Source organism: Mesorhizobium sp. (genome assembly GCF_005063415.1).
Taxonomy (GTDB): Bacteria; Pseudomonadota; Alphaproteobacteria; order Rhizobiales; family Rhizobiaceae; genus Mesorhizobium.
In genome coordinates, this window is record NZ_SUEG01000065.1 from 6511 (window position 1) to 30406 (window position 23896).

Consider the following 23896-nt stretch of genomic DNA (forward strand, 5'->3'; position numbering starts at 1 on the left):
CCGCCCCCGCCGAAAGCCGGCGCAGCGGGTTGGCTATGGTGGAGGCCAGCAGCATCGACAGGATGGCGGTAACAAGGGCGGCAATGCCGAACACGCGCAGGATCGCCTTGCGTTCGGCCGCGACGATCTTGTCGATGTCGCCGCCTTCGGTCGACAGCATTAGCACGCCGAGAACGGCACGGAAGCGCTGGATCGGCACCGCCACTGAAACGATCTGCTCGCCCTGCTCCGAGATCCGTACGATCGTCGACGGACTGCCGGTAAGCGCCTTGACCACTTCCGGAAACGCAGCGCCGTTGCCGCCCGGCTGCTCGCGATAGACCGGCAGCTGCTTGTTGCGGAAGAAATCAAAGACGAATTTCTGGATGCGCTCCAGCAGGTCCGGCTGCTCCTCTTCGACCGGCGGCAGGTCGTAGCGAAGGATCTGGCCGCGCGAATAGAGATGGCGGGAATCGAGCAGCAGGTTGGCGTCGCGGTCGTAAATGCGGGCGCGTGTGCGCGTCGGCGAGATCAATCGCCTGAGCACCGGCGCCACGCGCTCCGGATTGATCGGAAAATCCAGATTGTCGAGCTGGTCGGAGCCGGGGCCCAGGCTTTCGCCGGCCTGCAACTCGAGCAGCTTCTCCGGATCGATGCTGATCGAATCGGTCTCGACCGTCGCCGAGGCGGCGATCGCGCCGGCGATGATCTCGCCTTGAGTCATCAAGCTCTCGACACGGGCGTCGATCAGCCCGTCGCGAAAGGTGTTGAGATAGAGAATGCCGGTGACCAGGACCGCAAGGCCGGCAAGATTGAGAAAGAGGATGCGCCGCGTCAGGCTGGAAAAGATGTGATGGCCGAGAAACCGGCGCATCGGCACCGTAATTTTCGATACGAAGGCGGGCAGAATCCGCGGCGGGCGCCTGGCGGCGCCCGACCGTCTCACTCGCTCTACTTCCACTGCCATCGAATAGCAGCTCCCGCTTAGTCTTTAGTTTGATGCATGTCGTTGCCCCAAAACCGGGACCACTTTTGGGCGACATGCATTAGCGTTTTGATGCATGTCGTTGTCCCAAAAACCGGGACCACTTTTGGGCGACATGCATTAACTCATGCTTCGCGGAACCGATACCCGACTCCGTAAAGGGTTTCGATCATTTCGAAGTCATCATCGACGGCCTTGAACTTTTTGCGCAGCCGCTTGATGTGACTGTCGATGGTGCGGTCATCGACATAGACCTGCTCATCATAAGCCGAATCCATCAGCGCATCACGGCTTTTTACGACGCCCGGGCGCTGGGCCAGGGAATGCAGGATGAGGAACTCGGTGACGGTAAGCGTCACCGGCTCGCCCTTCCAGGTGCAGGTGTGGCGCTCCTGGTCCATGACAAGCTGGCCGCGCTCAAGCGACCGAGCCTGCTGGTTGGGCGCCTTGGCCGCCGCCTCGCGGGTGCTGGCGCGGCGCAGCACGGCGCGGACGCGTTCGACCAGAAGACGCTGCGAGAAGGGTTTGCGGATGAAGTCGTCGGCGCCCATCTTGAGGCCGAACAGTTCATCGATCTCATCGTCCTTGGAGGTCAGGAAGATTACCGGCAGGTCGGATTTCTGGCGCATCCGGCGCAGCAGCTCCATGCCGTCCATGCGCGGCATCTTGATGTCGAGGATGGCGAGGTTCGGCGGGCGCGCCGCCAGTCCCTCCAGCGCCGACGCCCCATCCGTGTAGGTTTCGACCCGATAACCCTCGGATTCGAGAGCGATCGAAACCGAAGTCAGAATGTTGCGATCGTCGTCGACAAGCGCGATTGTTGCCATTTCAAGCGGCTCCCTCATGAGCTGTCCCTTCTTTCGTCGAGAAGGGGCTTTTGCAGGACAAATTAGGTACAAAATGTGGCATAGGCTCTATCCGCTGTCACGCGCGGCATGCCGGCGGCCACAATTGTACCTCGACATGGATTGGACGAATGAACATCACCAATCCTTTGGGCAACCATCAGTGTTTTTGCACATATAAACGATTTAAACAACTTTCAAAATATTTAAATCGATTAATGATTTGATATCATTCGCCTTTTCTGGTTTTGACGTTTTTAGCTCCTGCAATGGGAGTTCCGGAATTCGCCGGTAAAGACGCGGTAAATCGAAGAAGGGACACCCATGTCGGAAGCCGGCAAACGCAATCCTGCATGCGCGATCGATCGGATCGGCCTGAGAACCACGGGCGTGGTGCGCTATAATTTCGGCGCGGCCGCGCTCTACGAAGAGGCAATCCGCCGTGGCGAGGCCCGACTCACCGCGCATGGCGCGCTTGCCGCCGAGACCGGGCAGCACACTGGCCGCTCGCCCAGGGACAAATTCGTGGTGCGCGACGAAAGCACGGCGCCGCATGTATGGTGGGACAACAACAAGGCGATTTCGCCAGGACAGTTCGATACGCTGCTTGCCGATTTTCGCGCCCATGCGGCTGAAAAGGACCTTTATGTGCAGGACCTGGTCGGCGGTGCCGACGAGGAGCTGAAGCTGCCAACCAGGGTGATCACGGAGCTTGCCTGGCACTCCTTGTTCATCCGCAATCTGCTCATCCGACCGGCAGCCGCCGAACTCGAGCATTTCATGCCCGATTTGACGATCATCGACCTGCCGTCGTTCCGCGCCGATCCCGCCCGCCACGGCACGCGCGGCGAAACGGTGATTGCCGTCGATCTTTCGCGCATGATCGTGTTGATTGGCGGTACCTCCTACGCCGGCGAGATGAAGAAGTCGGTGTTCACCGTGCTCAACTATCTGCTGCCGGCAAAAGGCGTGATGCCGATGCATTGCTCGGCCAACGAAGGGCCCGCGGGCGACGCGGCCGTTTTCTTCGGCCTTTCCGGGACCGGCAAGACGACGTTGTCGGCCGACCCGTCGCGCACGCTGGTCGGCGACGACGAGCATGGCTGGGGACCGCACGGCATCTTCAATTTCGAAGGCGGCTGCTATGCCAAGACGATCAAGCTTTCGGCCGAAGCCGAGCCGGAGATCTTCTCCACCACCCAGCGCTTCGGCACGGTGCTGGAGAATGTGGCGCTCGACGCCGGTCGCGTGCCAGATTTCGACGACGGCGGGCTGACCGAAAACACGCGCTGCGCCTACCCGCTCCACTTCATCCCCAACGCCAGCAAGACGGGGCGCGCCAGCCACCCGAAAAACATCATCATGCTGACCGCCGACGCATTCGGTGTGATGCCGCCGATCGCGCGGCTGACCCCGGCGCAGGCTATGTACCATTTCCTCTCCGGCTATACCGCCAAGGTGGCGGGGACCGAGAAGGGCGTTACCGAACCCGAAGCGACATTTTCGACATGCTTCGGCGCACCGTTCATGCCGCGGCATCCGTCGGAATACGGCAATCTGCTACGCGAGCTCATCGCACGCCACGGTGTCGATTGCTGGCTGGTCAATACCGGCTGGACCGGCGGCGCCTACGGCACGGGCAAGCGGATGCCGATCAAGGCAACGCGGGCGCTGCTTGCGGCAGCGCTCGACGGCTCGCTGAAAGCGGCCGACTTCCGGACCGACGCCAATTTCGGTTTTGACGTACCGGTGACGGTTGCCGGCGTCGACCGCGCGATTCTCGACCCGAGATCGACCTGGATCGACAAACCCGCCTACGACCGGCAGGCGGCAAGGCTGGTCGGCATGTTCGTCGACAATTTCGAAAAGTTCGAAGCCCATGTCGACGCCACCGTGCTCGGCGCTGCACCACGCATGCAGGTGGCCGCGGAATAGCTGTCGCCCCTGGTGATGCTTCAAGGCCCGGCTTCGATCGGGCCTTTTCTTTTTTCGCCTGCCGCGCCATGAGTGCGGCATGAACGCCGACGACAAGATCATCATTACCGACGATGCGGTGATTAATCCGGGCGACCTGCACGAGGACTTCATCCGTTCGTCGGGCCCGGGCGGCCAGAACGTCAACAAGGTGGCGACGGCAGTGCAATTGCGCTTCGATGCCGCCAATGCTCCAGGCCTGTCGGAGCGGGTGCGCGAACGGACCATCAAGCTTGCCGGCCAGCGCGCCACCAAGGACGGCGTCATCGTCATCGAAGCCGGACGCTTCCGCACCCAGGAGCAGAACCGGGCGGACGCCCGGGCGCGGCTGACGGCACTGGTCGCCAAGGCCGCCGAACCACCACCACCGCCGCGCAAGAAGACCAGGCCGTCCAAAGGCGCGGTCGAAAGACGGCTCAAGAGCAAGGCCGGGCGCGGCTCGATCAAGAAACTGCGCGGCCGGGTCGGGGATGAGTGACAGCCGAAGCGGCTTCGGATCCCAGATCGCCGGTTAAAGCGCGCAGCCAGCGTCGGAGGCGGCTTTCGGGTCGCCGTTTTCATTTGACGATGGCATTCTGATTTCTCCAGACCAACGGATCAAGCGACGCGATGCTCGTACTGCCCAAAGGCGTCCGCCATATGCCCGGCTACCTGTCGCGCGCCATGCAGGAAGTGCTGGTGGAAGATATCAGGCAGGTCGTGCAGGAGGCCCCGCTGTTCGTGCCGGCGATGCCGCGTACCGGCAAGGAGATGAGCGTGCGCATGACAAATTGCGGCCCGCTGGGCTGGGTCACCGACAAGGAGCATGGCTATCGCTACCAGCCGATCCACCCGGTGACCGGAAGGCCTTGGCCGCCGATCCCGGAGATGCTGCTCGAACTGTGGCGGGACGTATCTGCCTATGCGCACCCGCCGGAGGCCTGCCTGGTCAATTTCTATTCGCAGGATGCCAAGATGGGTCTTCACCAGGACCGCGACGAGAGCGATTTCTCCGCGCCCGTCGTCTCGGTGTCGCTCGGCGACGATTGCCTGTTCCGGGTCGGCCAGACGACGCGCTACGGCGCCACCAAATCGTTCAGGCTGAAGAGCGGCGACGTCGTCGTGCTTGGCGGCGAAGGCCGGCTCTGCTTTCACGGCGTCGACCGTATCTACCCGTCGACCTCGGCATTGCTCAGGAGTGGCGGCCGCATCAATCTGACGCTGCGACGGGCGACGATGCCGAAATAGGCTGTTCGGGTGGCCGATCGCCCGGGCGGACATAATCGTCGCGCAGATAGATGCGCTCGGACTCGTCCTCGACGAGAATGCGGTAGTGCGCCAGGATGGCGTCAAAGCCAAAACGCCCCATCAGTTGGCTTGTCCACATTGTGTTGTTTTTCTTGAAGACGACGACATCCGGGCGCAGACGCGCGAACTCTTCGCGTTTGCTTTCGACGTAGCGTACCATGATGGCTTGATAATGGATGGCTTCGGCGGTGTCACCCGAGAGGGCTGCCTGCCGGGACAGGGAAAGTGCGAACGCTCCAAGCCAATCGCTGACGTGGGTCGAAACGAATTGCCCATCGATCATACGGTTCAAGGGATGTCCCGAAGAAATATCCGAACTGACCAACGCCACGGTCGGTCGATCGGTGGCGGCGCGAATGGCGGCAACCAGCGCCGGCCCTGGTTTCTGGGTGCTCCAGTACGGCAAGAAAGCGATTGCCACCGCCGCCAGGGCCCAAGCTCGCGAAGGAGCCGTCACGAACGCCAACAGCTTCGACGGCTGCTGCACGATCCTGGGCACCGCCAGCAGGCAGAAAATGGCCGCCACGGCGCAAAAGATCGCGGGATAGGCATGATAAGAATAGCCTTTGGCTTGGTAGAACAGGGGAAACATGCCGGCGATCGATGCCGCCAACGCCACCGCCGCAAGCTCTGGAAACCGCCCGGCAGGCCACAGCCACCAGATCAGGAAGACAAGGAAACACCATGGGAAACCGTAGCCGGTCACAATCGGCCAAAAGATGCCGATCTTTCCATAAACATCCGCCAAGAGGGGATAGACGTCGCGCAGGAACTCCGGATGGATGAGCGTGACGGTGCTGAGATAGACAATGCAGATGGCGCCAATAACCCAGTGTTCCGGGGCGAAGATCGGTTTCAGACTGCGCCGGCGCACTGCAACGACCAACGCCGGCGCCAACACCATGATCGCATAGTAGGGCTTGACCAGCAGCAGAATGCTGCCCGACAGGCCGGCGAGTAAGGCAAGCCCGATGCTTGGTTGGGCAGCTGCGTCTCTGCGCGCGCGCCAGGCATGAAGCGCAAGCAGCGGCATGAAAAGCGTCGTGCCGATATGCTCCCGCTCGCTGAAGGCGTTGCCGGGGAAGATCACCAACATTGCGCAAAACGCCGGCCCCAGTGCAAACAGCGATGCAGTTTCGGTGAAACCCGCGCGCTTGACGATCACGCCCGAGAGCGAAAGTCCGATGAGCACGGCAAGATAAGTCCAGGCCTCAACCAGGATTTCCGGGGCGGTGCCCAGCAATCTGGCCGCAGCCACTGGCGGCAGATAGAGCCAGACGCTGAATGGAGGATTGGTCTCGTAGATTTGCGAGTAAAGCCGCTCACCGGACAGCATGCGCTCGCAGACCGTGATCAGCCAGCTGGTGTCGGTAACAGTTCCCCAACGTTGCTGCCAGACGATCGAGAAGACCGTGACGGCGGCAATGGCCAGGACATTGCGGCTAGGAAGCAACGACGCTGCGATATCCCGGCCGCGCCACCGGCTCAAGCCGCCAATGTCGTTCGAGACGCTCATGATGTTGCACCGACGCTCTCGAGCCGGAGCCATATGTCGTCGAGCGGAGCGATTGGATCCAGCCGTGCCATAGTTTCTGGAAGCCTCTGCTCAATCGGTTTGGAGCGGCGCGGGCGCCGTGTAACGCAGATAGACAGTGATTTCCGGCTCGGCGTGCAGCAGACGATAGTCGGCCAAGGCGGCCGCGATCCGCTTGTCCTGCAGCATCAGGGCAGTCCACGCGGGCGAGCCTGACAGCACGATATCGGGCTTCTTCGCTGATATCTCGGCGGCGTTTTCGCCGATCACCCGATCGCGGATGCTTTCAAGTTCCCGTCTCGGTTCGAGATCGCCGGTGACGCGGGCGAGCGTGTCCGCGTTGGCGACCGCCCAGGCGCTCGGATGGCGTGATATGAACCTGCCGTCGACCAGCCTAGCGAGGGGATGGGCAACCTGCATCTGGTCGGCAATCGACATGATGGTCGGGGCTTCGACTGTCGAGCGGATCGCGGCGACAGACCGGGCGATCGGGCCGTCGTCCGTCGTCAGCGCCGCGTACTGTGCCCTGACCGCTATTTGCAGCACCAGCACGCAACCGAAGATCAGGGCGGCCTTACGAACGAAGCCTGCACTGCGGAATGTGCCGAACCGCACAAGCTGGATGCCAAATGCAAGTGCTGCAACAACGACCATCGGCAGGGCGTGATTGGGCCAACCCTTGCCCATGATGATGAAGGCCGGAATGAACCCCAGTGCGGTCAGAAGCGGAATCCTGACGTCCCAGCTCGTCTGTCTCAGGCCGCCGGCCACAAGCACGGTGGCGGCGGCCAGAAGCAGCACCACTTTTGGCCAGTTTGCCAGCATATCGGCGGCAGAGGCCCTCAACGGAAGATAGACCTCTCTGACCAAGGGCAGGACTTCGCTGACATAAGCGCGGTCGAAGAGCGCGATGGACGCGACATAGGCGGCTACGATCGCAGCGCCAAGCACGTTCTCCACGACGAAGAGCGGTTTCAGCGACCGCCTTTCAACCGCAAGACAGAGTGACGGCAACATGAAGGCCAGCGCAAAATAGGGCGGCTTGACCATGACCCCGACCGCCGCGCCGAAGCCCGCAACCATGTGCTCCAGGCGCGAGCCCGCGCTGAAATCCGGGGTCCGCTGACGTGTGCATTGCAACGCCACCCAAGGCAGAATGGCAATCAACGCGAAGTGCTCGCGTTGGCCGAATTGATCCGGCATGAAACAGAGGATCGAAAACAGGGCCGCCGTTGCTGTCCAGAGCGCATGGGGCTGCCGGTAGACCGGTTCATCGCGCGCGAGAATGCGGACGGAAACGAAAAGACTGGCCAGGCTCAGGCAAACGACGCCAAGCGTCAGCCAGAATTCCGTACGGATGCCGGTGAGCTTTTCCAGGAGCATGAACGGCATGTAGAGCCAGATCGAGAAAGGTGGGTTGGTCTCCCCGATGTCGGTGTTGAGCCGCTCTCCGCCAAGCAGGCGGTCGCAGACGACCAGAAGCCATGACACGTCGACATTGGTCGGAATTGCAACGGTGGATAGCCAGACGGCGTATGTGACCACCAGGCAGGCCAGCAGCAGCGGAGCACCCGCTACGTCCACAAACGGCGAGAAACGGTTGGCGCCGGGGAGCAGTTCACTGAGGGATCGCGCGCTAGAGACCACGAAACACCCAGCGCCCGAGGACGACATAGTTGATGACCGGCACGGCAATGCAGGTAAGCAGGATCGGGACTGCGGCGGGGACGCCGAGCATCTGGGTCAAAAGCCCCGGCAGGGCGATCGCGACGGCGAGGCCGGAAGCAGTGAGCAGGAGGAAGCGGGGCAGTTCCATCGCGTGGCTGCCGCCCGAGGTGAAGGTGAAATATTTATGCCCGGTGTAGGAGAACAGCGCGGCGACGGCGTAGGCCGCAAACGATGTGAGCGCCGCCGGCAGGGTCGCCGTTGCCTGTCCACGCGACAGCAGGAAAGCGCAAACGGCGTAGATCAGCGTCGACGCAATGCCAATCAGCGCAAAGCGCGATAGTCGACGATACGAGCCGGTGCCCATGACGCGGTCAAGCTGCCAATTTCTCGTCGAGGCGACCGGTTTCGACGGCGTCGTCCTTGCGGAATACCGCCAGCAGCGAAACACCGAAGGGCAGGCTTGCATTTGGTATGATGCGGCCTTCCGCCGAAAACACTGCCTTCATCGCCGCATTCAGTGGTTTCGGCGGCGTTGCATGGCCGGCTGGCAAGGCCGACGTGCGCAACCTATCCACCAGCCGTGCCAGTGCCGCTACAGGAAAGAGCGCGGCATTTGTGTAGCTCAGCCGGTCGATCCTGAAACCAGCCCTTTCAATTCGTTCACGCAGCAGATTGCGAGAATAGCGCCGCATATGATGCAGCCCCACATCATGCGTGCTCCACAACCATTGGTGTGCGGGCACCGTAAGGATGACGCTGCCGGCTGGTTTCAGCATCTGGCGGATCGCGGCAAGCGACGCCTCGTCTTCGGCGACATGTTCCAGCACGTCGAACAGGCAAACCAGGTCGCAGCTTTGCGGCGTGACAGGAATGTTGTCCGGCAGATGTCCGGCAAGGAAGTCGCGGCCGGTCTTTTCCCAGGCAATCCTGCGTGCGAGATCGCTCATCTCGACTGCCGTCACGGTGCCGAACTGCTCCAGCATCCGGATGTTGCCGCCGGTGCCGGCGCCGATCTCGACGATGCGCGCCTTTTCGGGCAGGTCGATGCTGCGAATGACCGCCTCTGCGATGGCGCGACGCCCGCAGAACCACCAATGCTCGTCTTCGGTGGCGGCCATTTGTCGGTAGGCGTCGAGCTCCATCAGCTCATTCCCTCATATTTGCGGCGCACGATGTAGATCGGACGCTGCTTGATCTCGGCGTAGACCCTGCCGAGGTATTGTCCGATGATGCCGATGCCGAGTAACTGGATGCCGCCAAGGAAAAGAACACTGACCAGCAGCGAGGCGTAGCCGGGCACATCAACGCCAAAGATCATTGTCTTGGCGACGATCAGCAGGCCGTAGAGGAACGACAGCGCGGAAATCGTCGCGCCGACATAGGTCCAGATTTCAAGCGGAGCGGTGGAGAAGCTGGTAATGCCTTCGAGCGCGAAGTTCCACAGCTTCCAGCCGGAGAATTTCGACTGGCCGGCGATGCGCTGATCGCGGACATATTCGACGCTTGCGGTGCGGAACCCGACCCAGGCGAACAGGCCCTTCATGAAACGACGGCGTTCGGGCAAAGACCGCAGCGCCTGGATGACCTGGCGGTCGATCAAACGAAAGTCGCCGACATCGTGCGGGATCTTCTGCTGCGCGATCCAATTGTGAACGCGGTAGAACATTGAGGCGGAGCGCTGCTTGAGAAAGCTGTCGCTCGCCCGATTGGCTCGCTTGGCCAGAACAACCTCAAAACCCTCGCGCCACTTTTCCACAAGCAGCGGAATGACATGCGGCGGATCCTGCAAATCGACATCCATCGGGATCGCTGCATCGGCATCGCAGCTGTCGAGACCCGCGGTCATCGCGGCTTCCTTGCCGAAATTGCGTGAAAGGTCGATTACCTGGATGCGTGGATCGGATTGTTGGGCTTCGATCAGCTTTTCGAGCGTCGTATCGCTGCTGCCGTCGTTGACGAAGATGAACTCGAGGGCAACGCCTTTGTCCTTCAGCGGAGCAGTGCTTTCACACACGGCCTTCAGGAATGGAGCAATTGCGCCTTCCTCATTGTGGACCGGCACGATCAGGGCAATCGTTGCGGCGCCGCTGCCCGGATGTGCGGCGCGGCCAGCTGCCGGCCGATCAATATTTAGGAATGGCGCATTCATTGTTTGCCGAGCCCGCAGATCAAGCCCGACAATAGGAAGACTGGGTTAAGATGACTTTAAGGAATGCCTCAGGATTTCAAAGTTTTCGGAGCGCCACTTCCTCGACCAGATGGTTGGCGCCCTTGCGCAGGATGAGATCGGCTCGGGCGCGGGTCGGCAATATATTCTCGCGTAAATTCTTCAGATTGATGTTGGTCCACAGGCCCTCGGCGATGGCGCGGGCCGCATCCTCGGAAAGTTGCGAATAGCGATGGAAGAAGGAAGCCGGGTCGCGGAAGGCGGTTTCGCGCAGCCGCATGAAGCGGGCGATATACCAGTGATGGATCAGCACCTCCTCGGCATCGATATAGATGGCGAAATCGAAGAAATCCGACAGGAAAGGCACGATCTTGCCGTCCTTCGGCAGCTTGCCCGGCTGCAGGACATTGATGCCTTCGAAAATCAGGATGTCCGGCCGGTCAATGGTCTGGAACTCGCCCGGAATGACGTCATAGGTCAGGTGCGAATAGACTGGCGCGAGGACGTTACGCTGCGCCGATTTGATGCCGGACAGGAAGCGCAGCAGCGCGCCGACGTCGTAGCTGTCGGGAAAGCCCTTGCGCTCCATCAGATTGTTGCGGCGCAGTACTTCGTTCGGCAACAGGAAACCGTCGGTGGTGACCAGGTCGACCTTGGGACTCGACGGCCAGCGCGCCAGCAGCTCCTTTAGGACGCGCGCCGTGGTCGATTTGCCGACCGCCACGGAACCGGCAATGCCGATGATGAACGGTGTCTTGGCCACGTCCAGCGCGTTGAAGAAGACCTGGCGTTGCCTGAACAGGAGTTGACTGGCTTCGACATGGGCCGACAACAGCCGTGACATCGAAAGGTAAATGCGCTCGACCTCGTGGAGATCGACCGGATCGTTCAGCGACCGCAGACGATGGATCTCGTCTGCGGTCAGCGTCATCGGCGTATCGGCGCGGAACCGCGACCATTGCTCGGCCGAGAAGAAACGATAGGGTGAATACTTCTCGGTAGGAGCGAGCTGGTCCATCGAGTTCCTCCGCAGCGATCAGCCCCGGTCCAGCCGAGACGCCTTTTCGGCGATGCCCGAACGACCGGTGCGGCGTTCAAGCTCGTTGAGCACATCGCTCAGCGGAATGCCCGCTACGCCAAGAACGACAAGCCAATGATAAATGAGATCGGCGCTTTCCGAAACAAGCGCGGCCCTATCGGCGCTGACGGCTGCGATCACCGTTTCGACCGCCTCTTCGCCGAGTTTCTGCGCTGCCTTGCTCATGCCGCGCTGAAAGAGCTTGGCCGTCCACGAATCCGGATCGCCGGAGCGTGCGCGTTCGCCAATGATCTTCTCCAGATCGGAGAGCGAGAACTCAGTCATGACGGCGTTTACAGCCTCTTCTTAGCCGGAAAGGCTCTAGGACCGATTACCCGGCGAGTCCAGCCGCATCGGCAGTCCGGCCTGAGCCATATGCAGCTTGGCCTCGGCGATGCTGTAGGTGCCGAAATGGAAGATCGACGCCGCCAGCACCGCGCCGGCATGGCCATCGCGAATGCCTTCGACCAGGTGGTCGAGCGTGCCGACGCCGCCGGAAGCGATAACCGGCACGCGTACGGCGTCGGCGACCGCGCGGGTTAGGGCTATGTCGTAACCGGCCTTGGTGCCGTCGCGGTCCATCGATGTCAGCAGGATCTCGCCGGCGCCGAGATCGACCACTCGCCGAGCGAACTCGACGGCATCGACGCCGGTCTTCTCGCGGCCGCCATGGGTGAATATCTCCCAGCGATCAGCCTCGCTCGCAGCGGACACTTTCTTGGCATCGATGGCGACGACGATGCACTGGTTGCCGAATTTGTCGGCAGCCTCGGCGACAAAATCTGGGGTCTTCACCGCCGCTGTGTTGATCGACACCTTGTCGGCGCCGGCCAAAAGCAGCTTCCTGATGTCGGCGACCTGACGGACGCCACCGCCAACGGTCAGCGGCATGAAACATTGTTCGGCGGTGCGGGCGATGACATCGAAAATGGTCTCGCGGTTTTCCGACGAGGCGGTGATGTCGAGAAAGCAGAGCTCGTCGGCGCCGGCCGCATCATAGGCTTTTGCCGCTTCGACGGGATCGCCGGCATCGACCAGATCGACGAAATTGACGCCCTTGACGACGCGGCCGTTCTTGACGTCGAGACAGGGGATGACGCGGGCTTTCAGCATCAGATCCTCTCGATCTCCGCAAGACAATCGACAAGCAGCTGGCCGACGACGGGCGGAACCTCGGCCTGGGAATCAAAGGCCGGGTCGTAGGCCGAGAGCGTCACGCCGACGATCGGGATTGACCTGGCCAGTCCGCAGGCAAGCTGCCGTAGCTGTTCCGGGCTCGGGCCGCCCGGATGCGCGTAGCGGTTCACCTGCAACACATCCGGATCTAGAACATCCAGGTCCAGATGCAGATGTGCCTGGACGGCCCCTGCCGCTGTGAGCTTTCCGACTCTATCGAGTGCACCGGCACATTCGATGCGCACGATCGGCAAGGTTTCCAGCAGGCGCTTTTCGTCGGGATCGAGGTCGCGGGCATCGACCAGCATGCAGCGCGCCGGGTCTATCGGCCGGAACCCCGGAATCGCTGCCGCCATCGGACGCCAGCAGAGCCCGAGCGTCGCCGCCAGCGCCATGCCGTCGAGAAAGCCGTAGGCCGACGTCTCCGGCGTGTTGAGATCGCCGTGCTGATCGATCCAGATTATCGAATCCGCGGCTTCACCGGCAACCGCACCGGCGGCGGTCAGGCAATTTCCAGCAAGGATAATGGGGAAGCGTCCTCCATCGCGGGCGAGGCTAACCTTGGTCGCGACGGCGTTGCAGACGGCAAAGCCGGTTGCGATTTCGCGCCCCTGCTCGTCTCCGACCTTGCCGATATCTTCGACGGCGACGTCATGGCCAGCCACGGTCAGGGCTTCGACGACCCCACCGCCGATGATGGCGTCCGGCCCCTGGCCACACCCTTCATGATAGCGCCCACTGTCATAGGGGGCGAGGATAATCGAGACTTTCATGATGACGCCCCTGCCATCGGCTTGCCGCGCAGGATCGCCAGTGCCTCGGCCGGATCGATGCGGCCGTCGTAGAGCGCGCGGCCGGAGATCGCGCCTTCGAGCTTCTGCGCATCGGGCATGGTCATGCGCACGATGTCGGCGATCGAGGCGAGCCCGCCCGAGGCGATGACCGGGATCGAAACCGCCTCGGCGAGGTCGATGGTTGCGTCCCAGTTGATGCCGGTCAGCACCCCGTCGCGGTCGATGTCGGTGTAGATGATGGCAGCAACGCCGGCGCCTTCGAATTTCCTCGCCAGTTCGATGACGCCGAGACTCGAGGCCTCGGCCCAGCCTTCGACCGCGACCTTGCCGCCCTTGGCGTCGATGCCGACGGCGATCTTGCCCGGGAACGCCTTGCACGCCTGCCTGACCAGATCCGGATCACGCACCGCCACCGTGCCAAGAATGACGCGGGCCAGCCCACGGTCGAGCCAGTCCTCGATTTGCGCCAGGGTGCGGATGCCGCCGCCGAGCTGCACCGGATTGTTCGTCGCCTTGAGGATGGCGCCGACCGCCGCGCTGTTGACGCTCTGGCCCTTGAAGGCGCCGTTGAGGTCGACGACGTGCAGCCATTCGAAGCCCTGCTCTTCGAAGGCGCGCGCCTGAGCCGCCGGATCGTCATTGTAGATCGTCGCGGTCGCCATGTCGCCATGCCTGAGGCGCACGCATTTGCCGTCCTTGAGGTCTATCGCCGGAAACAGAAACACCTTCAGGCGCCTTCGACGATGACAAAGTGGCCGGTCGAGCCGGCGAGCCTGTACTTCAAGGCCTCCTGGTATTCAGGCGAGCCGTAGCATTCCATCGCCTTTTCATAGGATTCGAATTCCACCAGCACGTGGCGATTGCCTGTCGGTCCTTCCGGGCTGGTATACCGCCCGGCGCGCACCGGGAACTTCGCGCCGTATTTCGCGAAAGCCGCGGCATTGGCCCCGATGTACTGCTTGTAGATCTCGGGATCGTGGACATCGACCATTGCCATCCAATAGCCCTTCTTGCTCATGGTTCAGGGCCTCCAGCCTAGGAAATTGGTGATCAGCGCCAAGCCCAGCGCCTGGCTCTTCTCGGGGTGGAATTGCGTTCCGGCCAGGTTGTCGCGGGCGACAGCGGCCGTTACCGGGCCGCCATAGTCGGCAACCGCCAGCACCTCATCCTCCTTCCGTGCATCGAGATGGTAGGAGTGGACGAAATAGGCGTGCAGTCCCTTGCCGCCCGTCGCAATGCCGGAAAACAGCGGATGCTTGCGCTTCAGGTCAATCGTGTTCCAGCCGATCTGCGGGATCTTCAGTGTCGGATCGGCCGGCGTGATCTCCTTGACGTCGCCGGCGATCCAGCCAAAGCCCTTTGTGACGGTCTTTTCCAGGCCTCGCTCCGACATCAGCTGCATGCCGACGCAGATACCGAGGAACGGCCGAGCCTTGGCGATCGCCACCTCCTCGACCGCTTCCCACATGCCGGCGACCGCACGCAGCCCAGCGGCGCAATCGGCATAGGCACCGACGCCTGGCAGGACGATGCGGTCGGCGGTCCTGACCCGCTCGGCATCGGCGGTAAGTTCGATCGCGGCGGCAATGCCGGCTTCATGCGCGGCGCGCTCGAAGGCCTTGGCGGCCGAGCGCAGATTGCCCGACCCGTAGTCGATGATCGCGACCCGCATCTCAGGGCTTTCCCGGAATATGGTTCAGCCCCAGCGCCAGGCCCATCTGCGCCGGCCGGGCATGTGCTGCGTCTGGGACGATGCGCTGCACCGTCGGTTGTTCATCCGACTGGGCATCGGCTTCCAATGCATAGCGGACGTCGGCGTCGTCGAGCCTGTCGGCCTCGACCACGCCCCATTCATGCCAGCCGCGACGGCGCAGGGCTGCGATCCGCAAGCCCTGCCCTTCCAGTCCGACAAAGAGCATGACAAGTAGGGATAAAAGCGAGCCGGCTGTTTCCTGGCCCAGCCTTTCGCCCAGCATCGACAGCAGCCCCATGGCGACAAAGGCCAATGCCGCCTCGACCCACAGCCGGTGCCAGGCCAGCCACAGCGGGGGTACCAGGAAGCCGAGCCAGGCAAAGCCATCGCGCACAAAGGTGGCGTCCACGCTTTCGCTGCGGCCTGGCGGCTCCATCACGACATAGATGGCCATGGCGTTACCCTTTCAGGGATCCCTTGGTGGAGGGAACCGCATCCGGCTGGCGCGGGTCGCGCTCAAGTGCCGAACGCAACAAACGCGCTACGGCCTTGAAGCAGGTCTCGGCGATGTGGTGGTTGTTGGCGCCGTAATGATTGGTGACATGCAGCGTGATGCCGGCATTCTGCGCCAATGCGTGGAAAAATTCGCGCACCAGCTCGGTGTCGAACGTACCGATCTTCGGCGACGAGAATGAAACATTCCAGACCAGAAAAGGCCGGCCGGAGACATCGATTGCCGCCCGCGTCAGTGTCTCGTCCATGGCAAGATCGATCGAGGCGTAGCGCATGATGCCGCGCCGCTCGCCCAATGCCTTGGCCAGCGCCTGGCCGAGCGCGATGCCCGTATCCTCGACCGTGTGGTGGTCGTCTATGTGCAGGTCGCCCTTGGCCTTCACGGCCATGTCGATCAGCGAATGGCGCGACAACTGGTCCAGCATATGGTCGAAGAAGCCGACGCCCGTCGAAATGTCGGATTTGCCCGAGCCGTCGACCTGAACCGACACCGAGATGTCGGTTTCCCTGGTCTTGCGGCTTATCTCGGCGGAACGGGGCGCCATGACCTCATCCTTGTCTCAGATTTGCACGATTCAGGCGTTCGCATGCCTGAAAACGAAAGCCTTCTAGCAGCATGATCCGGCGATTGCCAGTTACCGCTGCGGAGCACAGTCCGGCCCGGCGGATGGCCGGTTTGCAATCGTCCGGCCTATGCATACATATGGCCGATCAAGTCACTCGTAACGCGCCGATCGCCTTGATGGGATCGGTGCTTATCGGAGCAGAAAATGTCGAATGAACTGACCATGCATGCCACGACCATCCTGACCGTGCGCAAGGGCGGCAAAGTGGTGATCGCCGGCGACGGCCAGGTCAGCCTCGGCCAGACCATCATGAAAGGCAACGCCAAGAAGGTGCGCCGCATCGGCAAGGGCGGCAACGTCATCGCCGGTTTCGCCGGCGCCACCGCCGATGCCTTCACTCTGCTCGAGCGGCTCGAAGCCAAGCTCGAACAATATCCCGATCAGCTGACACGCGCCTGCGTGGAGCTCGCCAAGGACTGGCGCACCGACCGCTATTTGCGGCGGCTGGAAGCGATGATGCTGGTCGCCGACAAGTCCGTGTCGCTGGCGCTGACCGGCACCGGCGACGTGCTGGAGCCCGAATTTGGCGTCATGGCCATCGGCTCGGGCGGCAATTACGCGCTGGCCGCAGCACGCGCGCTGATGGATAGCGACAAGGGCGCAGAGGAGATCGCCCGCAAGGCGATGCAGATCGCGTCAGACATTTGCGTCTACACCAACAACAGCTTCGTCGTCGAAACCCTCGATGCCGCCTGAGCGGAGCCTCCGCTATGGTTTTCGGCCGGTGACCGAGAGGGACCTGCCGATGATCGCCGGCTGGCTTGCCGAGCCGCATGTCGCCGAATGGTGGAACGATCCAGAGACCGAGATCGCGGAGATCCGCGAACATATCGACAGCATTTCGGTCGAGCCGCTGATTATCGAGCTCGACGGAAAGCCCTTCGGCTATTTGCAGAGCTACGATCCCCATATGGAGGACGGCCATCCCTATAGCGACCAGCCGTTCGGCACGCTCGGCATCGATCTGTCGATCGGCGTGCCGGAGCTTGTCGGGATCGGCCACGGCTCGGCGATCGTCCGGCAGTTCGTCGAGCAGCTTTTCGAGGAAGGTGCGCCGCGCGTCATCATCGACCCGGACCCGGCCAATGCACGGGCTATCCGTGCCTATGAAAAGGCCGGTTTCAGGGCTATCGATCGCAGGAAGTCGGAATATGGCGATGCCGTGCTGATGGCGATTGATGCCCCAGAGGGTGACGCCGAACAGGGTGATGCCGAACAGGGTGACACAGAAGAGGGGCAATAGCAGCATGAGCGTTTCCAGCGACAAAACCGTCTCGGCCTACGAAGACAGCTGGCGAATGGGGCTTCTGCTGGTTCTCGGCCTGGTCATCTTCCAGGCCGGGGTCCTCTACGGCATGGGGCGGACGCCGATTTGTACCTGCGGCTACGTCAAGCTGTGGCACGGCATCGTGCAGAGCTCCGAGAATTCCCAGCACATTTCCGACTGGTACAGCTTCTCGCACATCATTCACGGCTTCCTGTTCTATGCGCTGGCGTGGTTCCTTTTCCCGCGCTCGCCGATCGGGCTCAGGCTGGCCTTTGCGGTGGTGATAGAGGGCGGCTGGGAGCTGCTCGAGAACAGCCCTTTCATCATCGATCGCTATCGCGCCGGCACGATCTCGCTCGACTATTATGGCGACAGCATCATCAATTCGGTGTCGGACACGCTGGCCATGGTGCTGGGGTTTGTCATGGCGCGAAGGCTTCCTATATGGGTGATCGTAACCCTCGCCCTCATCTTCGAATTCGGTGTCGGCTATCTCATCCGGGACAATCTGACACTCAACGTGATCATGCTGCTGCATCCGTTCGAGTCCATTCGGCAGTGGCAAAGTGGAATTTAGTGACATGAGCACCTTCTCTCCCCGCGAAATCGTTTCGGAACTCGACCGCTTCATCATCGGCCAGAAAGACGCCAAGCGCGCCGTGGCGATTGCCTTGCGCAACCGCTGGCGCCGCCAGCAGCTCGAGGGCCAGATGCGCGAAGAGGTGATGCCGAAGAACATCCTGATGATCGGCCCGACCGGTGTCGGCAAGACCGAGATATCGCGCCGCCTGGCACGCCTTGCCGGTGCGCCTTTCGTCAAGGTCGAAGCCACTAAGTTTACGGAGGTCGGCTATGTCGGCCGCGATGTCGAGCAGATCATCCGCGATCTGGTCGAGATCGCCATCGGGCTGGTGCGCGAGAAGATGCGCGAGGACGTCAAGGCGCGTGCCCACATCAACGCCGAGGAAAGGGTGCTCGAAGCCCTCGTCGGCAAGACGGCAAGCCCGGCCACCCGCGACAGTTTCCGCAAGAAGCTGCGCGACGGCGAACTCGACAACAAGGAGATCGAGATCGAAGTGGCCGATACCGGCAATGGCGGCATGCCCGGCTTCGAGATCCCCGGCATGCCGGGCGCCAATATCGGCGTGCTCAATATCAACGACATGCTGTCGAAGGCGATGGGCGGCAAGAAGACCAAGTTGCGCAAGACGACGGTCAAGGAGTCCTACGGGCTGTTGATCGGCGACGAGTCCGACAAGCTGCTCGATCAGGACGAAGTGGTGCGCAGGGCACTCGAATCGACCGAGAATGACGGCATCGTCTTTCTTGACGAGATCGACAAAATCGCCTCGCGCGAAGGCGGCATCGGTGCCGGTGTTTCGCGTGAAGGCGTGCAGCGCGACCTGCTGCCGCTGGTCGAAGGCACCACGGTTGCGACCAAATACGGACCGGTGAAGACCGACCACATCCTGTTCATCGCCTCGGGCGCGTTCCACGTCGCCAAGCCCTCCGACCTGCTGCCGGAATTGCAGGGCCGCCTGCCGATCCGCGTCGAACTGCGGGCGCTGGAGAAGGATGATTTCGTCCGCATCCTCACCGAGACCGAAGCCAGCCTGATCAAGCAGTATATCGCGCTGATGAAGACCGAAGGCGTCGACCTGGTCTTCACCGACGACGCGATCGATTCGTTGGCCGGCATCGCCGTGGACCTCAACGCCAGCGTCGAGAACATTGGCGCCAGGCGGCTGCAGACGGTGATGGAACGGGTGCTTGACGACATCTCCTATGACGCGCCGGACCGTAACGGCACTGCGGTGACCATCGATGCCGCCTATGTCGAGAAGCATGTCGGCGACCTCTCCAGAAACACGGACTTGTCGCGTTTCATCCTGTAGGAGACGCTTCATTCTCGAAGAGGCCGGGGAATTGCTCCCGGCCTCCGCCTAATTTGGTCCGGCATTCCAATGTGTGGCCAAATGGAAGCATCCGGCAAGCTTTCGTCCCGTCGGGTGCAGGCGTCTCTCGACTCCCGGTGGAGCATTACCTAGTTTGCCGGCGATTATTTGGGCGGCGGCGCATGAAAAAACTGATCCTCGTCATTTTGGGGCTGACGCTGGCGGCAGCCATGTTCGCCGCGCAAGCGGCAACGATGGTGCCGCCGGGCAACCGCAACACCGAGCAGCCCGACATACCGGGCGCATCGAGCCGGCGCACCCAGGCGACCAACACCACGTTCCAGGCGAAATACCGAAAAGTCTTTGCGCTGCTCCAGAACGATGCCGAACTGCGCGGCAAGATCAAGCAGGCAGCCGCGGCCTATGGCATCGACCCAATGCATATCGTTGGAGCCGTCGTCGGCGAGCATACCTACAATGTCGATGCCTATGACCGGCTGCAGACCTATTACGTCAAGGCGATCTCGTATCTGTCGAGCAAGCTCTCCTTTGCCTATGATGGCGAGGACATCACCGATTTCGTGCGACGGCCGCAATTTGCGAAATGCGAAGGGAAGTCCGACAGCTACGATCTGTGGGAGTGCCGCGAACAGGTGTGGAACCGGTCGTTCCGCGGCAAAACCGTCAACGGCGAGAGCTTTCCCAACGACCGCTTCGGCGCCACTTTCTTCCAGCCCTATTATGCCGGGCAGACCTTTGGCCTTGGCCAGCTCAATCCGCTGACGGCACTGCAGATGAGCGACCTCGTGCACAAGGTTTCCGGCCTGCCGGAGCTCGACGTCGGCGACCCGAACGCGGTCTACAAGACAATCATGGACCCTGACCTGACACTGCCTTATGTCGCGGCGACGATCCGGAAGTCGATCGACGCCTATAAGAACATTGCCGGCTTCGACATCTCAGGCAATCCCGGCATCACGTCGACGCTCTACAATGTCGGCAACCCCGAACAGCGTGCCTATGCGCTGAAGGCTGAGAACGACAAGCGCCGCGCTGCGGGCGAGCCGGAAAAGCTGCCTGAGGAAAATTACTATGGCTGGCTGGTCAACGACAAGCTGCCGGAGCTGGAAGCGCTGTTTTAGCCGAACGCGTTCGGCCAATTATCCACGCGGCGGATCAAGCCGCCAGCAGCGACTTTAACTTCACGGTCTGCGAGCCTAGCGCTTCCGGCGCCGGCTTTGCCTGCTTTGCAATCAGCATCTCGGCCAGCCTTACGTCGCGCGCGACCGCGTTGCCGGGGCCGATGCCGCTCGCCGCAACCAGCCTGCCGTCCTCGGCGAGGTGGAACAGGATGAAGGCGCCGTCGCCGAGCTCGCGACGCACAATGCTGCGGCCTTCGTCCGACAGGCCGGCGATCTGCAAGGTCAGGCCGTACTGATCCGACCAGAACCACGGCACCGCCGCATGAGCCTCGCCGGCGCCAAGCATGTTCCTTGCGGCGAGCGCGCCCTGCTCCTGCGCATTGCGCCAAGCTTCGAGCCGCACGCGCCGGCCGCCATAGATGGCGAGCGGAAACGAACAGCAATCGCCGGCGGCAAAGATGTCCGGGTCGCTGGTGCGAAGCTCGGCGTCGACCGCGATGCCATTGTCGATGATCAGCCCCGCCTCCGCGGCAAGTCCGGTCACCGGAATGGCGCCGATGCCGATCACGGCAAGATCGGCGACGATGTCGTGTCCACCGGCAAGCGCGATGCGCACTTCGGCGCCATTATCGGCAATGGCGGCGATGCCCTCGCCGCACAGGATTTTGACGCCTTCGGCTTCATGCGCCTGATGGATGATCTCGGCGATCTCGGCCGGCACGCCGCGCATCAGAATGCGCGGCTGCGCCTCGATAACTGTGACCGCCGCACCCAGTCTGCGTGCCGCCGCGGCAAGCTCAAGCCCGATGAAGCCGCCGCCAATGATGGCGATGCGATTTCCGGCGCTGAGATGGGCGCGAATGGCCAGCGCGTCGTTGAAGGTCCGCAGATAGACGCAGCGCCCGTCAAGGCCCGGCATCGGCAGCTTGCGCGGCACCGAACCGGTCGCCAGCAGGAGCTTGTCGTAGGTCGGGACGGAACCATCCGAGAGGCGCACGACATGCGCCGCGCGGTCGATCGCCACAGCCTGAAGCGAATGGATATGCCTGATCGATCTTTCGGCCAGGACCGCCTCACTGGCGATCGCCTTGAGCAGGGGCGCGTCGGCGACCATCGCGTCTTTCGACAGCGGCGGCCGCTCATAGGGAAGATGCGGCTCGTCGCCGACCAGCGTCACCGGGCCATCATAGCCGAGTTCGCGCAGCGCAAGGGCGGCGCGCCCGCCGCATTCGCCGGCGCCGATGATGACCATTCCCTTCGTCATCACCAACCGATCCGGACAAGGACTTTGCCGGCGTCGACTTTGACCGGATAAGTTCTTAGATCGACGCAGACCGGCGCGCCCCTGGCAGCCCCAGTCTTGTAATTGAAGCGGCCATTATGCTTCGGGCATTCGATGATATCGTCCATCACCAGCCCGTCGGCCAGATGCACCTTCTCATGCGTGCAAAGCCCGTCGGTGGCGAAATACTCGTCGTCGGGGCTGCGGTAGACGGCGAAGGTGCGGCCGCCATGGTCGAAGCGCATCACGTCCTCTTCGTCGATGTCCCCGGCGTCACAGGCCTCGACCCAGTTGCTCATTTACACCTCCCCCAATTCTTGGCGCCCTCGGCATGGGCTTGTCATTCGGCAGCCACAGCAGCGGCAGCGTTATCGTTGTGGAAGTCCTCGCGATAGGGCCTCGCCGTCGGCGGCAGTTCGCGCTTGATGAAATAATCCTCATTGCGCAGCTGGCGCAGGAAAGCCGGTATCATCTCGCGGTAGCCGGCCAGGATGGACGCCGTCGGCGCCGGCAGATCGTGCTTGATCAGTTCATGCAGCCTGGGCAGCGCATGATAGGGCACCATGGGAAACATGTGATGTTCGACGTGGTAGTTCATGTTCCAATAGATGAAGCGGCTTATCGGGTTCATGTAGACGGTGCGGCTGTTGAGCCGGTGATCGGTGACGTTTTCAGCCAGGCCGCCATGCTGCAGCAGGCCGACCATGACATGATGCCAGGCACCGTAAAGCCTGGGCAGACCGACCAGCATCAGCGGCAGGAACGAGCCGGTATAAACCGCCAGCGCGACGGTCGCGGCATAGATCGCCGTCCAGATGCGGGCAATGCGGATTGCCTTCGGCCGCTCTTGCTCGGGAATGAAGGTTCCTTCGGCCGGGCTGATGATGCCGGCTGCATTGCGCAGCATGTCGCTCATCGCATACCAGGCATCGAGAATACCGACGAAGTTGAGAACGACCCGCAGCAGATCGGGCGGCCGCATGACCGAGATCTCCGGATCGCGGCCGACGATGATGGTATCGGTATGGTGGCGCGTGTGGCTCCAGCGCCAGGTCACCGGGTTGCGCATGATCATGAAGCAGGCGACCTGATAGACCACGTCGTTCATCCACTGCGTCCTGAAAGCGGTGCCGTGGCCGCATTCGTGCCAGCGTGAATCGGTGGAGGAACCGTAGAGGACGCCGTAGACGAAGAAGAACGGCACACACCACCAACTGCCCCAGAACCAGGCGGCGCCGGCGCCGCTGAGGATCATGGCGCCGAGCCAGATGATGGTATCGCGGATTGCCGGGCCGTCGGAGCGCTGCATCAGCTCCTTCATCTGCTTGCGCGGCACGTCGGTGTGATACCACTCGGCCGCCGCCAGCCCGCTCTCGACGGCAAGCTTCGCGTCGCGGCCGATCAGGCTGTAGTCGCGTCGGGACGCTGCTGCGGAGCTCGTATTCCCGGTTCGGAGTCCAATATCCACCATGGCGGAGGCCTCGATCATATTCGGTCAGCGTTCAAAATAACGCCGAGCCCTGATAGGCTCAATATCACAAAGATAGTTTCTATCATTTTCCATCAGAATGGTGTAAAAGGGGCCAGACAGTAGAGCGAGGCAGCGATGGCGAAACGGCCGACGATCACCGACCTGGCACGCATTTCGGGGGTCAGCGTTGCCACCGTCGACCGGGTGCTGAACAACCGCTTGCCGGTGCGCGAGGAAACCGCGCGCCGCGTCTATGAAGCCGCGACCAGCATCGGCTATCACGCAGCCGGATTGATCAAGCAGCGGATGCGCCATGAATTGCCCGAATACCGGCTCGGGTTCCTGTTGTTGAGGCGGGAGGACGTCTTCTACAGTGAATTTGCCCGCGAGCTTGAACTGGCGGTGTCGCAGTCGCCGCGCTTTCGTGGCGTGGCCACCATCGACTTCGCCGCTTCGCTGGCGCCGGACGAGATCGTCGAGCGGATGCGCAAGCTGGCCGCCAAATCCAGGGCCGTCGCCC

Annotated in this window: 28 protein-coding genes; 9 read left to right on the forward strand and 19 right to left on the reverse strand. The window is 62.2% G+C overall.

Going from position 1 to position 23896, the window contains the following annotated elements:
• Nucleotides 1-946 (reverse strand): stimulus-sensing domain-containing protein (locus tag E5W70_RS17940; protein WP_292660308.1); only part of this gene is annotated, 946 nt, incomplete at its 3' end.
• 143 nt (nucleotides 947-1089) lie between these two features.
• On the reverse strand, nucleotides 1090-1791 hold the full coding sequence (locus tag E5W70_RS17945; RefSeq protein ID WP_023677547.1) for a response regulator transcription factor: 702 nt from the start codon (nucleotides 1789-1791) through the stop codon (nucleotides 1090-1092).
• Between the two features lie 342 nt (nucleotides 1792-2133).
• Between E5W70_RS17945 and E5W70_RS17950 the strand changes: the two genes are divergently transcribed.
• The 3 genes from E5W70_RS17950 (at nucleotide 2134) to E5W70_RS17960 (ending at nucleotide 5010) form a co-directional block, all read left to right on the forward strand.
• A complete protein-coding gene (locus tag E5W70_RS17950; RefSeq protein ID WP_292660313.1) occupies nucleotides 2134-3744 on the forward strand; it encodes a phosphoenolpyruvate carboxykinase in 1611 nt (536 codons plus the stop codon).
• 79 nt (nucleotides 3745-3823) lie between these two features.
• Nucleotides 3824-4261 carry an alternative ribosome rescue aminoacyl-tRNA hydrolase ArfB gene (arfB, locus tag E5W70_RS17955; protein WP_292660315.1) on the forward strand — a complete coding sequence of 146 codons (438 nt, stop codon included), beginning with the start codon at nucleotides 3824-3826 and terminating at the stop codon, nucleotides 4259-4261.
• A gap of 131 nt (nucleotides 4262-4392) precedes the next feature.
• The gene (locus tag E5W70_RS17960) at nucleotides 4393-5010 is read left to right on the forward strand and encodes an alpha-ketoglutarate-dependent dioxygenase AlkB (protein WP_292660318.1); all 618 of its coding nucleotides are present in this window, start codon (nucleotides 4393-4395) and stop codon (nucleotides 5008-5010) included.
• Here E5W70_RS17960 and E5W70_RS17965 read toward each other — a convergent pair.
• The 14 genes from E5W70_RS17965 to hisB all read right to left on the reverse strand — a co-directional run bounded on the left by E5W70_RS17965 (nucleotide 4973) and on the right by hisB (nucleotide 16238).
• Nucleotides 4973-6586 (reverse strand): hypothetical protein, encoded by a 1614-nt coding sequence (locus E5W70_RS17965; protein WP_292660321.1) that lies wholly within the window; start codon nucleotides 6584-6586, stop codon nucleotides 4973-4975. The two genes, E5W70_RS17960 and E5W70_RS17965, sit on opposite strands and share 38 nt — an antisense overlap.
• Before the next feature lie 90 nt (nucleotides 6587-6676).
• Nucleotides 6677-8149 (reverse strand): hypothetical protein, encoded by a 1473-nt coding sequence (locus tag E5W70_RS17970; protein ID WP_292660323.1) that lies wholly within the window; start codon nucleotides 8147-8149, stop codon nucleotides 6677-6679.
• A 91-nt stretch (nucleotides 8150-8240) separates the two neighbouring features.
• Complete coding sequence (locus tag E5W70_RS17975; RefSeq protein ID WP_292660325.1) at nucleotides 8241-8636, reverse strand: GtrA family protein; 396 nt, start codon at nucleotides 8634-8636, stop codon at nucleotides 8241-8243.
• A gap of 7 nt (nucleotides 8637-8643) precedes the next feature.
• Nucleotides 8644-9414: a class I SAM-dependent methyltransferase gene (locus E5W70_RS17980; protein ID WP_292660328.1), complete on the reverse strand. Its 771-nt coding sequence runs from the start codon at nucleotides 9412-9414 to the stop codon at nucleotides 8644-8646.
• Nucleotides 9414-10421 (reverse strand): glycosyltransferase family 2 protein, encoded by a 1008-nt coding sequence (locus E5W70_RS17985; protein ID WP_292660331.1) that lies wholly within the window; start codon nucleotides 10419-10421, stop codon nucleotides 9414-9416. Before E5W70_RS17985 ends, E5W70_RS17980 begins: the two co-directional genes overlap by 1 nt.
• Nucleotides 10422-10497: 76 nt before the next feature.
• Entirely contained in the window at nucleotides 10498-11457 is a 960-nt protein-coding gene (gene coaA, locus E5W70_RS17990; protein ID WP_292660333.1) for a type I pantothenate kinase, read from the reverse strand.
• A gap of 18 nt (nucleotides 11458-11475) precedes the next feature.
• Nucleotides 11476-11802: a phosphoribosyl-ATP diphosphatase gene (locus tag E5W70_RS17995; protein ID WP_292660336.1), complete on the reverse strand. Its 327-nt coding sequence runs from the start codon at nucleotides 11800-11802 to the stop codon at nucleotides 11476-11478.
• Nucleotides 11803-11838: 36 nt separating this feature from the next.
• Entirely contained in the window at nucleotides 11839-12633 is a 795-nt protein-coding gene (hisF, locus tag E5W70_RS18000; RefSeq protein ID WP_292660373.1) for an imidazole glycerol phosphate synthase subunit HisF, read from the reverse strand.
• Entirely contained in the window at nucleotides 12630-13466 is an 837-nt protein-coding gene (locus E5W70_RS18005) for an arginase family protein (protein ID WP_292660339.1), read from the reverse strand. The genes hisF and E5W70_RS18005 overlap by 4 nt, the downstream gene beginning before the upstream one ends.
• A complete protein-coding gene (gene hisA / locus E5W70_RS18010; protein ID WP_292660342.1) occupies nucleotides 13463-14212 on the reverse strand; it encodes a 1-(5-phosphoribosyl)-5-[(5-phosphoribosylamino)methylideneamino]imidazole-4-carboxamide isomerase in 750 nt (249 codons plus the stop codon). The genes E5W70_RS18005 and hisA overlap by 4 nt, the downstream gene beginning before the upstream one ends.
• Before the next feature lie 2 nt (nucleotides 14213-14214).
• Nucleotides 14215-14505, reverse strand: a complete 291-nt coding sequence (locus E5W70_RS18015) for a DUF1330 domain-containing protein (protein WP_292660345.1) — start codon at nucleotides 14503-14505, stop codon at nucleotides 14215-14217.
• Between the two features lie 3 nt (nucleotides 14506-14508).
• Entirely contained in the window at nucleotides 14509-15159 is a 651-nt protein-coding gene (gene hisH, locus E5W70_RS18020; RefSeq protein ID WP_292660348.1) for an imidazole glycerol phosphate synthase subunit HisH, read from the reverse strand.
• A gap of 1 nt (nucleotide 15160) precedes the next feature.
• Entirely contained in the window at nucleotides 15161-15634 is a 474-nt protein-coding gene (locus E5W70_RS18025) for a DUF2628 domain-containing protein (protein WP_292660351.1), read from the reverse strand.
• 4 nt (nucleotides 15635-15638) lie between these two features.
• The gene (hisB, locus tag E5W70_RS18030) at nucleotides 15639-16238 is read right to left on the reverse strand and encodes an imidazoleglycerol-phosphate dehydratase HisB (protein WP_292660353.1); all 600 of its coding nucleotides are present in this window, start codon (nucleotides 16236-16238) and stop codon (nucleotides 15639-15641) included.
• Between the two features lie 225 nt (nucleotides 16239-16463).
• Here hisB and hslV point away from each other — a divergent pair, with 225 nt between their 5' ends.
• The 5 genes from hslV (at nucleotide 16464) to E5W70_RS18055 (ending at nucleotide 20623) form a co-directional block, all read left to right on the forward strand.
• The gene (hslV, locus tag E5W70_RS18035) at nucleotides 16464-17015 is read left to right on the forward strand and encodes an ATP-dependent protease subunit HslV (RefSeq protein WP_292660356.1); all 552 of its coding nucleotides are present in this window, start codon (nucleotides 16464-16466) and stop codon (nucleotides 17013-17015) included.
• Nucleotides 17005-17562, forward strand: a complete 558-nt coding sequence (locus E5W70_RS18040; RefSeq protein WP_292660358.1) for a GNAT family N-acetyltransferase — start codon at nucleotides 17005-17007, stop codon at nucleotides 17560-17562. The genes hslV and E5W70_RS18040 overlap by 11 nt, the downstream gene beginning before the upstream one ends.
• A 4-nt stretch (nucleotides 17563-17566) precedes the next feature.
• The gene (locus E5W70_RS18045; protein WP_254815925.1) at nucleotides 17567-18163 is read left to right on the forward strand and encodes a DUF2585 domain-containing protein; all 597 of its coding nucleotides are present in this window, start codon (nucleotides 17567-17569) and stop codon (nucleotides 18161-18163) included.
• A gap of 4 nt (nucleotides 18164-18167) precedes the next feature.
• Nucleotides 18168-19481 (forward strand): ATP-dependent protease ATPase subunit HslU, encoded by a 1314-nt coding sequence (gene hslU, locus E5W70_RS18050; protein WP_292660361.1) that lies wholly within the window; start codon nucleotides 18168-18170, stop codon nucleotides 19479-19481.
• A 182-nt stretch (nucleotides 19482-19663) separates the two neighbouring features.
• Nucleotides 19664-20623, forward strand: a complete 960-nt coding sequence (locus E5W70_RS18055; protein ID WP_292660364.1) for a DUF1402 family protein — start codon at nucleotides 19664-19666, stop codon at nucleotides 20621-20623.
• A 34-nt stretch (nucleotides 20624-20657) separates the two neighbouring features.
• On the opposite strand, the gene E5W70_RS18060 is transcribed toward E5W70_RS18055, so the two are convergent.
• Genes E5W70_RS18060 through E5W70_RS18070 form a run of 3 tightly spaced genes read right to left on the reverse strand, consistent with a single transcriptional unit; the run spans nucleotide 20658 to nucleotide 23376 of the window.
• The gene (locus tag E5W70_RS18060) at nucleotides 20658-21887 is read right to left on the reverse strand and encodes an FAD-dependent oxidoreductase (RefSeq protein WP_292660366.1); all 1230 of its coding nucleotides are present in this window, start codon (nucleotides 21885-21887) and stop codon (nucleotides 20658-20660) included.
• The gene (locus E5W70_RS18065) at nucleotides 21887-22204 is read right to left on the reverse strand and encodes a MocE family 2Fe-2S type ferredoxin (protein WP_292660368.1); all 318 of its coding nucleotides are present in this window, start codon (nucleotides 22202-22204) and stop codon (nucleotides 21887-21889) included. Before E5W70_RS18065 ends, E5W70_RS18060 begins: the two co-directional genes overlap by 1 nt.
• A 41-nt stretch (nucleotides 22205-22245) precedes the next feature.
• Entirely contained in the window at nucleotides 22246-23376 is a 1131-nt protein-coding gene (locus E5W70_RS18070) for a fatty acid desaturase family protein (RefSeq protein WP_292660377.1), read from the reverse strand.
• Nucleotides 23377-23511: 135 nt separating this feature from the next.
• On the opposite strand from E5W70_RS18070, the gene E5W70_RS18075 reads away from it, so the two are divergent.
• A partial coding sequence (locus tag E5W70_RS18075; protein WP_292660370.1) for a LacI family DNA-binding transcriptional regulator occupies nucleotides 23512-23896 on the forward strand: 385 nt, incomplete at its 3' end.